We start from the raw sequence: 13,595 nt of genomic DNA on the forward strand, positions 1-13,595 counted from the left end.
GAAACTATCCGTCGCGAGTGGCGCCTTGATCACTTTTCTGGTCAAGAACCGCGCGCAGTTCGTCGGTTGCCCTTGTCGTGCTCCATCGGGCTAGCTCCGGCCAGGTGTAGGTCTCGCGGAGCCGCTGGACCGCGCGGGTGCCGACCAGGTAACCGATCCGGGTCGGCAGGTCGCCGTCCTTGATGAACTGCAGATAGCGCCTGAGTACGTCGTGCTCCGCGGACTCCAGCTCGGCGAGGATCCCGGCGGTCGCCTCGGGCAGCGCCCGTTCGGCTTCGGCGAGCCAGTTCTCGTACCCGGTCCCGAACCAGAGGTGCTCCGCGAGTCCGTACTGCGGTAACAATTCGAGAGTGAGCGCCGTCGCAAAGCCTTCGGCGTACACGGTCTCTCCCAGCGTGCCGTCCTCCGGCCAGGGTCGCTCAGGTAGCGGCAACTGGAGTGCATGGGCGAGCTCGTGCGCCGCCAGGATGCGCGCTCCGTCGAGGTCGGCGATCTGCTCGACCGCGAGGAACAAGGTGTAGCTCCCGTCCACCACGCTGACCCAGCCGTTCGACGTACCGAGTCCCACCATGGCGACAGCGTGAAGCTCGACGTCCGCTGCTGCTAGCGCCGGGGCGACCAGGTCGAACGCCGAGGTGATCCATTCGGTGGCTCTGGGCGCGTTCGCCCGGATCAGGTCTTCCCGCCCGCCGTAGCCGGCCAGCACCTGCTGTGGATCAACGGTGATTCCGTTGCGCTCGGCGTCGTTCAGCACGTCGGGACTGGCGGCGACGTACTCGTCCCACAATTCCAGCTGCCGCTCCGGCTCCTGCACTGCCTTGGCCCAGAACTCCAGAAACGCTGGCACCAGATCCCGTACAACGACGCCCATTTGCTCCCTCTCCCCCAGCCGATCAGTTTTCTGATCATCACCCCCTCAGCGGGTCAGATTCGTTGAGCTGGCAGGTTGCGGTCAGGGCTCGGTGATCTCGACCGAAAGTGCTTGCCCTGGGATCGGCATCGAGAGTGCTTCCGCTGTCACGGCTGCCTTGGCTTCGGCGGACAGCGGCGTACCGAGTCGTACATCGACCCGCCCACCACGTCGGCCCCAGGCGCCGACCATCTCACCGTGGACGACCACTCCATTCGGGTGGAACGTGTCGTACCGCGACGGTCGCCGCTTCACACCAGGCCCGACGAACAACCCGTACTTGTCCTGTCCAAAGACCCGCAAATCCGACGCCACCAACAACCGAACCCCAGGTTTCGTACTACGGAAGGCAGCCTCCGTACTGCGAAGTGCGGGCTCGTTGCGGGCGAGGATCCAGGCCGGGCGTCCTTCGAGGTCGACTTGGAGAAGCTCACCGGAAATTTGATTCCACACCGCGCGGGCATCTCCTGGCGACAGCGCGCTCCACCAGGCGAAGGCTTCCGGGGTCGTCGGCCCGAACGCCTCGACATGGCGCCGGCAGAGTTCCCGATGCGCTTCTGCGAAGTCGACCTCAGGTCGCGGGACTTCCCGGGCATACAGGGCACTAGTCGTCCAACGCAGGATCAGCCGACCGCTTGCGCACGCAGTACGGAGGTCTGGATGTCCGCCACGGCGTTCCTCGCCACCAAGGTACCGGCTGACCTCGTCGGCGACCTTCTCGATCTCGCGCCGCCTGTCCTCGTCCAACGGCAACCGCCCGACCGTGAAGATCCCCAGGTCACCTTCAGGCAGAACATAAACCGCGCCGCGAGGCCCGTACGTCTGGATCAGACCAGGATGCGCCCAAGCATCCGGCTCGCAGTCCTCAACCCGCGCATGCATCCCGAGCAACGCATCCCGAGGCGCCGTGTCCTGCAACCCGAAGCGCGCTGCCTCAAGGTAGGAACCCGCCGGCAGGCGTTCGAGCAGACGATTGACGCCCATCCGATACTGAACCGCTTGCTCGTAATTCACCTGCAGACTCATCGCCCCGAGCGTAGCCTCCGGCATGACCGGCCTCGTCCTGCTCGCCGACTAGCTACTCGATGTCGGCGACCTACCTGAGCGGCAGCAACGACCTAGCCCTTCCTGCCCTGCTAGCCACTCGCTTCGCCGCCCGCTGCTCGACCTCACAAACCTGGGATACCAGCCACTCCCCCCACCTCAGTCACCCCACCAAGGTTGCCGCCCTCATCCACCACCAACTCGCCAGCAGCTGAACAGGCCTACTCCCGAGCTGGGTGTTGTTTGGCTGCCTACTTGCCGAGTTCGTGTTGTCGGGCCGTTCGGCGGGCGAGAACGGCGCTCCGCCGCGAGGCCGAGACTGCCAGCGCGTGATCTCTCGCCGACGGATCAAGATGGTCGACATACAGGGTCCCGTCCAGGTGCTGCGTCTCGTGCACCAAGCAGCGAGCGAAGTACCCGGACGCCTGGAGCGCGACCGGCGCACCCTCTAGATCGGACCCGTGCAGGTTCACCCGAGCCGGACGGACCAACTGCTCGTTGGCGCCCGGAACCGACAGACATCCCTCACTACCATCCTGCTCCCCCGCCAGCCCGGACAGCAGTTGGATCCGCGGGTTGAACACATGTCCCAGATGCCGATCGCCGTACTCATCGATCAGGTCATAGACGAACAGCCGGGCATCGACATCAACCTGGTTCGCCGCCAGACCGCATCCTTCGGCAATCCACATCGTGGTGAACATGTCGTCGATCAGCCCGGCCCACCGCGCAGCCCCGAACTCCTCCACCGCCCGGCACGGCCTGTGCAGAATCTCTTCGCCGTACTCAGTAATCCTCCGGGGCATTCCGCGAAGAACCTGCTCGGACACCTCGGCCACCGGCGGACTGGGGCGCCCCAGAACAAACGTAGTCACGCAGAGAATGTATTTGCAAAGCCACTCTTTGCAAAGTCCGGCTATGCTCATCCCCATGCGCGACCACCCAGACCAGGCCAACTCCGACCAGCCCGGAGTATCCGGTCGACGCGAGGCCGTTCATGGACATCCGCTGCGCGACGCCTTACTCACACTGATCGATCGGGATGGAACGACCACCTCAACCATCGCGGCGCGGGAGCTCGGCGAGAGCACGGGAGCTTGTTCCTTCCACCTCCGCCGGCTCGAGCACTACGGGTTGATCGAACCGGTCCCGGAGATCCCCGGCCGTGGAAAGCCCTGGCGCCGGGTCTCGACCTCGCAAGCAACGCTCAACAGGGAACTGGAAGATGTCGCCTACGCCACCTGGCTGACCACCCGAGACTCCGAAGATGAGGACTTCGCCTTCAGCGAGGTCCTCTCTCTGACCGAAGGTGACCTCTCCGAACTGCACGCCCGCCTCCAACGCACGCTCCGCGACTTCGCCAGAACCCATCCCTCGCCTACCCCAAGCACACCCCCGGGCTCGAGCACGACCTCGACCCCGACGGCCGTGATCATTCGCGCCTTTCCTCTTCGTGGCTGAGCTGCTCGTGCCGTAAATGGATTGCAGGGGTTGTTACGTTTTGTGGATGTCTGCTCAGCGTGCGCTGCTGCCTCGTTCGACACCGGCTGCATCGGGGGTGTCGTCCCGGGCGATCGTCAGTTTGCTGGACTGGCTCGAGGCGGAGTCTGTCGAGATTCACTCGATCATGGTCGTACGCCACGGTCACGTCGTCGCCGAAGGCTGGTGGGCGCCGTACTCCGCGGACCGCCCGCACCTTCTCTACTCCATGACCAAATCGTTCACCTCGATCGCCGTAGGGCTCACGATCGCCGACGGACTGCTCTCGCTGGACGACCGGGTGGTCGACGTACTGCCTGACCATGTTCCGGCCGACATCTCGGAGCAGGGACGCCGTCTCACCGTGCATCACCTGCTCTCCATGACCGTCGGGCACGCTACGGACAGCCTCGAAGACGCATGGCAACTCGAACCGGACGACCTGGTGAAAGGCTTCCTGCGGGTACCGTTCAGCGAACCCGAGGGAACCCGGCACACCTACGACAACGCGACCACATTCATCCTGGCCCGGATGGTGGAAAGGGTTACCGGCCGCGGTCTTCCGGAATTCCTCGACGAGCGGCTCTTCCAGCCGATGGGCATCGAAGGCGCCGAATGGGACCGGGTCGGAAGCGGTGCCGCCTTCGGATTCCACGGGCTGCACCTCAGGACCGAGGCTGTCGCCGCCTTCGGCCAGCTACTGCTCCGCGGTGGTGTCTGGGGCGACCGCCAGCTGATCCCGCGCGAATGGATCGAACTCGCCACCAGCCGGCACATCGAAACCCTGCAACTCGACGACGCCTGGGCCGCTCCTGACTTCCTGTGCGGATACGGCTATCAGTTCTGGCGCTCGCGCCACGGCTTCTTCGCCAACGGCGCCTTCGGCCAGCAATGCCTGGTAGTCCCCGACCACGACCTCGTCATCGTCGTGACCTCAGCCCTGGACGAACGCCAACCCATCCCCGGCGCCTTCTGGGACTTCCTCCTCCCCGGCCTGGACCACCCCGACACCCCCGAAGACGACCACCTCCTCACCACCCGCCTCCACCACCTCGCCATCCCGCTGACCCCAGGCGCCCCCACCCCAACCGACTCAGCCGCGCCCACCCTCGCGGTCGCCCACAGCCCCGCGGTCGCCGACCCCGCCACGCCCACCGACCCGGCCGACGCCACTCCATCCGCCGCGCCAGCCCTCCCCGTCAAGGCCACCCTCGACGCCTCCGCCGACAATTCCGTGCTCCCTGATGGCACCCCTGTGGCCCTCGAGCCCATCGCCGGCGACTCCGCGCACGACGGGTGGCACCTACAGCTCGGGGCCGACCTCACCCTCGACGTGGGCTACGGCGAATGGCGTGAGAGTTCGCCCCTCGGCCGCCCCGCCGTCGCGAATGGCGCCTGGCAGGACAACAAATTCATTGCCGACCTCTACGTCATCACCACCCCGCACCGAGTCCGCGTGGCCATCGATGCCACCACAGGAACGGCCACCGCAACGTGGTGCACCGTGCCACTGACCGGCCCCGACCTCACCCTGCACCTACGGTCACCCCTGATGACCCGGCCAACCGTCGCCTAGGCGATTCGGCCCTGGATGCCTGAGGCAACGACTTTGGATCAGCCAGGGAGATCTGTTGCCGGGTACGTGACGGTTCGGAGGACCTTGGCCGGGGCGCCGGCTGCGACGGAGTACGGCGGGATGTCCTGCGTGACGACGCTGTTGGCTCCGATCACGCATCGCTCGCCGATCGTCACCCCGCTGGTGACGACGACATTGGCTCCCAGCCAGACGTTGTCGCCGATCCGCGTCGGTCCTTTGGAGTCGAAGCCCTGCCACGGCACCGGCCGGTCCGGATCGTTGAACCGGTGGTTGGCATCCGTCACGAAACACCCGTTGGCGAGCATGCAGTGCGAGCCGATCTCGACCAGCTCGAGCGCGGCCACCATCACTGCGACGTTCAGGAACGTCCCCTCGCCGATCCGCACCTTGGCCTCGTCCCCCACCGTGATCCACACATTGGGCTCGAACAGCGTGTTCGCCCCGACCTCGAGCCGGCCGTCCCGCAGCGCCTCCAGCACGTTCCCCTGCAACGGCCAGCGCGCGAACGCCCCACGCCGCAACAACTCCCAGTGAATCCGGCCCCGGTTCCACGGCAACGAATTCCGCTCGTACCAACGCCACTTCTGCACCCAGAGCCTGACCTGCCCCGCCAGATCCTCCACACCCGCCAGGCTACGTGCCCCGACCCGCCGGACGGCCGTGCGACCCTCGTCCACTCCGGGTTCCTCCTCACCCCGAGTTCCTCGTCCACTGCGGCCTCCTCCTCCACCCCGAGTTCCTCCTCACCCTGAGTTCCTCGCCCACTGCTGGCTCCTCCTTCACCCCGAGTTCCTCGTTCACTCGGCAGTACTGTGTGAGAGGTGCTCGCTCTCACGAAGTCAGACTCGACCGTCCGCCTGACCACTGTCGATGAGCCGGTGCCCCTTCCGGATCAGGCCGTGGTCCAGGTCCGAGCGTTCTCGTTGAACCAGGGCGAGGTGCTCGATCTCGCGAAACTGCCGGACGGATCGATCACCGGGTGGGACGTGGCCGGCGTCATCGTGAAGGCTGCGGCGGACGGAAGTGGTCCGGCGGTCGGGACCAGGGTCGTGGGCCTGGTACGGCGACGAGGTGCCTGGGCGGAATTGGCGGCGATCTCGACGCAGTGGATGGCCGTGATTCCGGACGGTGTGTCCGACGTAGAGGCCGCGACCTTGCCGACGGCCGCGCTGACCGCGTTGCGATCACTGGAGCATGGCGGGCTCCTGCTGGCCAGGCGAGTCCTGGTCACGGGCGCGACGGGCGGGGTCGGACGATTCGCAGTACAGCTTGCCCAACTGGCCGGCGCGCAAGTCACAGCCCTCGTACGCCGTACGCCGGTGGCCGGGTTGCTCGGCGCCGACGTGGTCAGCGAGCGGATCGAGGGCGACTTCGACCTGATCGTGGAAGCTGTCGGAGGTGCGGTCTTCGGCCAGGCCATCGAACACCTCGCACCGCACGGTGTCGTGGTCAGTCTCGCGACCCAGGATCCGGAAGCTCCGGTCAGCTTCCGGGCCGGGTGGTACTCCCGCTCGCCAGGAGCCCGGGTCTATACCCTCAACAACTTCGACGAGCCGGGCAGCGTCGCCACCGACCTTGCCCGGCTGTGCACCCTGCTCGCCAGCGGCCGCCTGAACGGCCAGGTCGAACTGGAATCCTCCTGGCGCGAAACCCCGACCGCAATCGAGGCCCTACTCACCCGCCAAATCTCCGGAAAAGCAGTGCTCCACATCAACTGATCCCGCGCCAACACGTGGCCGCAAGGGTGAACTCCAGAGCTACCGCGACTACTGACAGGCTGCGAACTGCCGAGTCACACCCCCTGGGTTCGCGCTTGAGCAGCGGTGGATCGCTGGTCCGTGAAGCCGACCGCCAGGTGACCGTTGGGTAGCTCTATCGTTGCCCCCATGAGTTTCGAGCAGCAGCCGTCGCAGTTCCAGCCGCAGGCGCCGTCGCAGTACCAGCCGCAGGCGCCGCAGCAGTTCCAGCAGCAGGTGCCGATGGGGATGCTGCACCTGACCATCCAGGGCAGTTCGATGACGAGCAACCTGATTCCGCCGACGGTGCGTCTGAACGGCTACCCGGTTCCGGTCCGGTACGGCCGGAACGACATCCCGGTCTTTGCCGGACCACTGCACATCGACATCAGCTCGCGATGGATGATGACCTACGGCAAAGCTGCGCTCGACTGCACGGTGCAGCCGAACCAGGCAGTGCCGGTGTTCTACGCCTCGCCGTATCACCAGTTCGCATCCACCGGAAGCATCGGCCACACCAAGGTGAAGCGAAAGGGCCTCGGCGTACTCCTCGGCGTACTCGGAGTCATCCTCGCCGTAGCCCTCCTCCTCGTCTTGATCCCAGCCCTCAGCTAACACCTCCGCGGCGCAGGTCATCCGCGAGTGCCGGTGTGGTCAGCGGAAGTCGCGGGAGGTGGTTTTGGCGGCTAGGGGGAGGCGTTCCAGTTTGTCGGCGACGAGGTTGGTGACGCCTTGGGAGCGTTCGAGGCGGCCGCGGATGATCATCGCGCTGGATTCGCGGGCGATCCGGCGGTAGCGGTTCCAGACGCCGTTCGAGCAGACGATGTTGATCATGCCGGTCTCGTCTTCCAGGTTGAGGAAGGTGACGCCGGCCGCGGTCGCCGGGCGCTGGCGATGGGTGACGACTCCCCCGACGTACACCCGGGTGCCGTCCTCGGCAGTGGGCAGCTGGTTCGCGCGCAGGATGCCGCGCTCGTCGAGCATCGCCCGGACGTGCCGGATCGGGTGGTCGTCCGGCGAGATCCCGGTCGCCCAGAGGTCGGCCATCGTCGTCTCCACCTCGGTCATCCCCGGCAGCATCGGCGGCGGACCCGAACTGCTCACCCCGGACAGGTGCCCCGGTCGTTCCTCGGCAGCACGGCCTGCGTTCCAGAGCGCCTGCCGCCGGGACAACCCGAACGAGTCGAACGCGCCCGCCGTCGCCAGCGCTTCCACCTGTACTGCGGTCAGTCCTGTCCGTCGGACGAGATCCGCCATGTCGGCGTACGCCCCGTTCTTCTCCCGCTCCTCGACGATGGTCGTCGCTACCGTCTCCCCGATCGACTTCACCCCCGCCAGCCCGAGCCGCACCGCCAACCGTCCGTCCCGCCGATGCAGATCCGAATCGAACGGCACCTTCGGATTGAACTTCCCGACCGGAGGCTGCATCTTCACCACACAAGATTCATTGCCCGTAGCAACAACCTGGGTGGGGTCGAGGGGTTCGAGGGTGGGGTGGGGTTGGGAGAGGTGGAGGTCGGGGCGGTGGACGGTGACGCCGTGGCGGCGGGCGTCGGCTACCAGGGACTGGGGTGAGTAGAAGCCCATCGGCTGGGCTCGGAGGAGGGCTGCCAGGAAGGCGGCTGGGTAGTGGAGGCGGAGCCAGGTGCTGGCGTAGACGAGGAGGGCGAAGCTGATCGAGTGGGACTCGGCGAAACCGAAGTTCGCGAACGCCTCGATCTTCTCGTAGATCTGGTCGGCCACGTCGCCGGTGATCCCGTTCGCCGCCATCCCGTCGTACAGCTTGGTGCGCAGCGACGAGATCTTCTCCACGCCGCGCTTGGACCCCATCGCGCGCCGGAGCAGGTCCGCGTCCTCACCGGTGCAGCCGCCGACCGTCATCGCGATCTGCATCAGCTGCTCCTGGAACAGCGGCACCCCGAGCGTGCGCGCCAACACCGGCTCCAGCTTGGGATGCAAGTAGGTGATGTCCTCCTCCCCCAACTTGCGGCGGATGAACGGATGCACCGCACCGCCCTGGATCGGACCGGGCCGGATCAGCGCCACCTCGATCGCCAGGTCGTAGAAGCTGCGCGGCCGCAACCGGGGCAGGGTGCTCATCTGCGCCCGGCTCTCCACCTGGAACACGCCGACCGAGTCCGCCTTGCAGAGCTGGTCGTAGACGCCGGGCTCCTCCTTGGGGATCGTGTCCAGGTTCCAGTCCTCGCCGAGGAACTGACGGACCAGATCCATCGCGTACTGCAGCGCGGCCAGCATCCCCAGCCCGAGCAGGTCGAACTTCACCAGCCCCATCCAGGCGCAGTCGTCCTTGTCCCACTGCAGCACGGTCCGGTTCTCCATCCGGGCGTGCTCGACCGGCACCACATGACCGACCGGGATGTCGGTCAGCACCATCCCGCCGGAGTGGATGCCGAGGTGCCGCGGGAACTTCAGCAGGTCTTCGGCCAGCGCGACCACGGGCGCCGGGATGTCGTGATCGGCGCTGCTGCGCACCGCTCCCCACGCATCCACCTGCTTGGACCACGCGTCCTGCTGCCCGGTACTGAACCCGAGCGCCTTGGCCATGTCCCGTACGGCGAGCTTCGGGCGGTAGGTGATGACGTTGGCGACCTGGGCAGCGTTACGCCGGCCGTACTTGCCGTAGACGTACTGGATCACCTCCTCGCGCCGGTCCGAGTCGAAGTCGACGTCGATGTCCGGCTCCTCGTCACGAGCCGAGGAGAGGAACCGCTCGAACGGAAGGTTGAAGAACACCGGATCGATCGCGGTGATCTCCAGCGCGTAGCAGACCACCGAGTTCGCCGCCGAACCCCTGCCCTGGTAGAGGATCCCCTTGCGTTTGGCGAACATGACGATGTCGCGCACGATCAGGAAGTACCCCGGGAACTTGAGGGCCTCGATCACCTCCAGCTCCCGCTCGACCCGCGCCGTCGCCTCGGCCATCAGCTCCGCGGGCTTGTCCGAGTAGCGCTTCTTCACCCCGTCGCGGCAGAGCTTCTTCAGCCACTCCATCGCGTCGTACCCCGGTGGCACCTCCTGAAGCGGCAGGCTGGGCTTGGCCGCCCGGAGACTGAACGCCAACTGGTTCGCGAGCTCCACCGAGCGGGCCACCGCGCCGTCGTACCGGCGGAACCGGGCGAGCATCTCCTCCCCCGACCGCAGGTGTGCCGTCCCGGCCGGCGGCAACCAGCCGTCCATCGCGTCGAGGCTGCGCCGGGCCCGGACCGCGGCGATCGCTGCGGCGAGCTTGTGCCGCCGGGGTTGCGCGTAGTGAACGTTGTTGGTGGCAACGACCGGGAGCCCCTTCTCCGCAGCCAGCCGGGCCAGCACCGCATTGCGCGTGGTGTCCAGTGGAAGACCGTGGTCGATCAGCTCCACCACCACCCGGTCCTTGCCGAACAACGCGGTCAGCCGGTCCAGCTCGCGCGCGGCGGCCGCCGGCCCGTCTGCCTGACCGCCCAGCTCCAGAGCCCGGCGGACCAGGCCCTTGCGGCAACCGGTGAGGATCAGCCAGCTGTCCTCCCCGATCGCGGCCAGCTCCTCCAAGAGATAGACCGGGCGGCCCTTCTCCTCACCTCGCAACTGCGCCTCGGTGATCGCGCCGGCCAGCCGGTGATACCCCTCCTTCTGCTCGGCCAGCACCAGCAGATGACTGCCTTCAGGGTCGGCCATCCCGTTCTGCGGCTTGGTCAGCTCCAGCGACAGCTCGGCGCCGAACACCGTCTGCAGATCGCCGTACTCCGCGGCTGCCTCGGCGAGCCGGACCACGCCGTAGAACCCGTCGTGATCGGTCAACGCGAGCCCGTGCAGGCCGAGCCGGATCGACTCCTCCACCAGGTGCTCCGGCGAGGAGGCGCCGTCCAGGAAGCTGTAATAGGAATGACAGTGCAGCTCGGCATACGGCACCACCGGTCCGTCGGGACGGCGTGGCTTGTCGACCGGATCCGGATCGTACGGCGGACGGTGCCGCGACCAGGCCGGGCCGTCACCACCGTCGGCCTCGAACAGCTCGTCGGCAGGCGCAGGCGGCCGCGACCGGTCCGACAGCTTCCGCTCCAGCTCGGACCACGGGATCGGCGGGTTGTCCCATCCCATCAGGTCACCTCCTGAGCATCAGCTGCCAATACCCAAATCTTCGAACACCTGTTCGAACAAGTCAAATCAAGGTCGGCCCACGCCAGGCACGGAAACCGGCAGGGACAGAACCTCGCCGGTGCGAGGGCCGTCGGTCAGCCGGCCGAGGTTGTCGGCGATGCTGTCCGCCGGACGCCATTCAGCGGTCAGGATGAACAGCATTCGCCGATCCGGCCCACCGAGCGCCAGCGCGAACGGGGCCCGGTTCTCGGCGAGTTCGACGCGTTGCAGGACCTTGCCACCCTCGGCAACACGGACGACCGCGGAGCCGCCGGTCGAGACCCAGATGGCCCCCTCGGCATCGAGGCAGATGCCGTCGGGACCGAGATCTTCGGCGAAGACCCGCCGGTTCGACAGTCCACCGTCCGGCTCGATGTCGAACGCGGTCAGCCGGCCGGCGAACGACTCGGAGATGACGAGCGTTCGATCGTCAGGGGTGATGACCATCCCGTTGGGAAACTGGATGTCGCCCGCGACCTCGCGCACCCGGCCGTCCGGTGTGACCAGCTTGATGTAGCCAGGCTTGGGCTCCTCGCCACCGGAGAAGTTGAAGTCCGCGCCGTTGACGTAGGCGTTGCCTCGCTTGTCCACGACGATCTCGTTCCCGTGCTGGTCGGCATGCACAACCACCGACCCGTCCGCCTCCCGCCGCCGCAGCGTGTCGCCCGTCGTCAGCAGCCGGCCGTCGGGCAGCCAGTCGATGGACCACCCCATCAACTGCTGCTGTTCCGGAACGGCGATGAATTCCGGCGTGCCGTCAGGGTCGACGGCCACGATCTGCTGGCCGATCCAGTTGCAGAACCACAGCCGGCCGTCGTGCCACCGAGGCGACTCGGGGATCCCCAGACCACTCAGCAGGACCTTCGGTTCAGTCATCACACTCACTCCTTCATCGAACTCGACCTTTCACCCTCTACACGAACGGCCGACCAGCAGATCGACAGGAAAATGCGTAAGTAATTTAATTAAATCTCTTATACACTTCTGCCATGCAGCCCGACTCCGGCGACCTGAGCATCACCGAACTGACCGCCGTCATCGGTGCCTTCACCCGGATGAACATCCGGCTGCCGTCGATCCAGCGGCACAGCTTCACGACCCTGTCGGTGCTGCACTCCCTGGCGCACGACGGCCCGAAGCGGCTCACCGAACTCGCCGCCAGCGAACAAGTCACCCAGCCGGCGATCACCCAGATCGTCACCAAGCTGGAGAAGGAGGGCCTGGTGGAGCGTCACCCCGACCCCTCCGACGGCCGCGCGGTCCTGGTGCACATCACCCCGAAGGGCGCCGAGATCCCGCACGGCCGGGAGACCGAGCGAATCACGATCCTCACCGACCTCGCCACCCTGCTCACCCCGGCCGAGCGCGCCGCCATCTCGGCAGCCCTACCGGCCCTGACCCGCCTGGTCGAACTCAACACGGAGCGGACCAGCAATACGTAGTACAGACAATCTCTGCAGGAGAGCCCTATGAATCAAGCATTTCCCTTGGAGCCGACGCCGATCCATGTCGCCGACAGCGTCCTGGATGATCTCCGGCAGCGGCTGGAGCTGACCCGCTTCCCGACGGACGTGGGCAATGAAGACTCGTACTACGGAGTCAACCGCGCCACCATGGCAGGCCTGATCGAGTACTGGCGCACGCAGTACGACTGGCGCAAGGCCGAGGCCGCGATGAACGCCTACGACCACTACAGGGTCGAGGTCGACGGCGTCCCGATCCACTTCCTGCACAAGCCCGGCGTCGGCCCGCATCCGACCCCGCTGATCCTCACGCACGGCTGGCCGTGGACGTTCTGGCACTGGTCGAAGGTGATCGACCAGCTGGCCGATCCGGCGGCGTACGGCGGTGATCCGGCCGAGGCGTTCGACGTCATCGTGCCGTCGTTCCCCGGCTTCGGATTCTCCACCCCACTGCCGGACAACCCTGACATGAACTTCTGGAAGGTCGCCGACCTCTGGCACACCTTGATGACCAAGACCCTGGGACACAGCCGGTACGCCGCCGCCGGGTGCGACGTCGGCGCGCTGGTGACCGGGCAACTCGGGCACAAGTACGCCGACGAGCTGTACGGCATTCACATCGGCTCGGGCCTGAAACTCGACCTGTTCACCGGCGACCGGGCCTGGGACCTCAGTGGCGGCAGGCCGATCCCTGACAATCTTCCGCCGGAGATCCACGCCAGGATCCTGGAGTTCGACAAGCGGTTCGCAGTACATCTCGCTGTCCATGTCCTCGACTCGAGCACCCTGTCCTTCGGGCTGTCCGACTCCCCCGCCGGCCTGCTGGCGTGGATCCTGCAGCGCTGGACGAGCTGGAGCGATTGTGGTGGCGACATCGAGACCGTCTTCAGCAAGGACGACCTGCTCACCCACGCGATGATCTTCTGGGTGAACAACGCGATCGGTACGTCGATCCGCACGTACGCCAACAACAACCGCTACCCGTGGACTCCGTCGCACGACCGCCAGCCGGTGATCGAAGCACCGACCGGCATCACCTTCGTGGCGCATGAGAACCCGCCTGGCGTCAGCACCGATCAGCGAGTGCAGAACTTCCTCGAGACCGACCGCGCCGCCTGGTACAACCACGTGAACCTGACCGCCCACGATCGCGGCGGCCACTTCATCCCGTGGGAGATCCCGGCCGAGTGGGTCACCGATCTCCGTCGTACCTTCCGGATCCGCACCTGACG

Annotated in this window: 12 protein-coding genes; 6 read left to right on the forward strand and 6 right to left on the reverse strand. The window is 66.6% G+C overall.

What is annotated here, in order from left to right; all coding sequences use genetic code 11:
- Positions 1 to 4: 4 nt before the first annotated feature.
- From ABZ004_RS22090 to def, 3 genes are all read right to left on the reverse strand, one after another.
- On the reverse strand, positions 5 to 871 hold the full coding sequence (locus ABZ004_RS22090; RefSeq protein WP_355682219.1) for a hypothetical protein: 867 nt from the start codon (positions 869 to 871) through the stop codon (positions 5 to 7).
- Between the two features lie 81 nt (positions 872 to 952).
- Positions 953 to 1,936, reverse strand: coding sequence for a crosslink repair DNA glycosylase YcaQ family protein (locus tag ABZ004_RS22095; RefSeq protein ID WP_355682221.1), 984 nt, complete (start codon positions 1,934 to 1,936; stop codon positions 953 to 955).
- Between the two features lie 269 nt (positions 1,937 to 2,205).
- Entirely contained in the window at positions 2,206 to 2,829 is a 624-nt protein-coding gene (def, locus tag ABZ004_RS22100; RefSeq protein ID WP_355682223.1) for a peptide deformylase, read from the reverse strand.
- A 55-nt stretch (positions 2,830 to 2,884) separates the two neighbouring features.
- Between def and ABZ004_RS22105 the strand changes: the two genes are divergently transcribed.
- Together ABZ004_RS22105 and ABZ004_RS22110 are read left to right on the forward strand one after the other, a co-directional pair.
- Positions 2,885 to 3,415: a helix-turn-helix domain-containing protein gene (locus ABZ004_RS22105; RefSeq protein ID WP_355682224.1), complete on the forward strand. Its 531-nt coding sequence runs from the start codon at positions 2,885 to 2,887 to the stop codon at positions 3,413 to 3,415.
- A gap of 46 nt (positions 3,416 to 3,461) precedes the next feature.
- Positions 3,462 to 5,009 carry a serine hydrolase gene (locus tag ABZ004_RS22110; RefSeq protein ID WP_355682226.1) on the forward strand — a complete coding sequence of 516 codons (1,548 nt, stop codon included), beginning with the start codon at positions 3,462 to 3,464 and terminating at the stop codon, positions 5,007 to 5,009.
- Between the two features lie 38 nt (positions 5,010 to 5,047).
- On the opposite strand, the gene ABZ004_RS22115 is transcribed toward ABZ004_RS22110, so the two are convergent.
- Positions 5,048 to 5,653, reverse strand: a complete 606-nt coding sequence (locus tag ABZ004_RS22115) for an acyltransferase (protein WP_355682228.1) — start codon at positions 5,651 to 5,653, stop codon at positions 5,048 to 5,050.
- A 198-nt stretch (positions 5,654 to 5,851) separates the two neighbouring features.
- Here ABZ004_RS22115 and ABZ004_RS22120 point away from each other — a divergent pair, with 198 nt between their 5' ends.
- Together ABZ004_RS22120 and ABZ004_RS22125 are read left to right on the forward strand one after the other, a co-directional pair.
- On the forward strand, positions 5,852 to 6,748 hold the full coding sequence (locus tag ABZ004_RS22120; RefSeq protein WP_355682230.1) for a zinc-binding dehydrogenase: 897 nt from the start codon (positions 5,852 to 5,854) through the stop codon (positions 6,746 to 6,748).
- A 168-nt stretch (positions 6,749 to 6,916) separates the two neighbouring features.
- A complete protein-coding gene (locus ABZ004_RS22125) occupies positions 6,917 to 7,381 on the forward strand; it encodes a hypothetical protein (RefSeq protein WP_355682231.1) in 465 nt (154 codons plus the stop codon).
- A gap of 39 nt (positions 7,382 to 7,420) precedes the next feature.
- On the opposite strand, the gene ABZ004_RS22130 is transcribed toward ABZ004_RS22125, so the two are convergent.
- Together ABZ004_RS22130 and ABZ004_RS22135 are read right to left on the reverse strand one after the other, a co-directional pair.
- A complete protein-coding gene (locus ABZ004_RS22130; RefSeq protein ID WP_355682233.1) occupies positions 7,421 to 10,861 on the reverse strand; it encodes an error-prone DNA polymerase in 3,441 nt (1,146 codons plus the stop codon).
- Between the two features lie 66 nt (positions 10,862 to 10,927).
- Entirely contained in the window at positions 10,928 to 11,776 is an 849-nt protein-coding gene (locus ABZ004_RS22135) for an SMP-30/gluconolactonase/LRE family protein (RefSeq protein WP_355682235.1), read from the reverse strand.
- Between the two features lie 113 nt (positions 11,777 to 11,889).
- Here ABZ004_RS22135 and ABZ004_RS22140 point away from each other — a divergent pair, with 113 nt between their 5' ends.
- Both ABZ004_RS22140 and ABZ004_RS22145 read left to right on the forward strand, forming a co-directional pair.
- The gene (locus ABZ004_RS22140) at positions 11,890 to 12,342 is read left to right on the forward strand and encodes a MarR family transcriptional regulator (RefSeq protein ID WP_355682236.1); all 453 of its coding nucleotides are present in this window, start codon (positions 11,890 to 11,892) and stop codon (positions 12,340 to 12,342) included.
- Positions 12,343 to 12,369: 27 nt separating this feature from the next.
- On the forward strand, positions 12,370 to 13,593 hold the full coding sequence (locus ABZ004_RS22145) for an epoxide hydrolase family protein (protein ID WP_355682237.1): 1,224 nt from the start codon (positions 12,370 to 12,372) through the stop codon (positions 13,591 to 13,593).
- The last annotated feature ends 2 nt before the right edge of the window (positions 13,594 to 13,595 follow it).

It is taken from the genome of Kribbella sp. NPDC006257, from assembly GCF_040613535.1.
Classification (GTDB): domain Bacteria; phylum Actinomycetota; class Actinomycetes; order Propionibacteriales; family Kribbellaceae; genus Kribbella.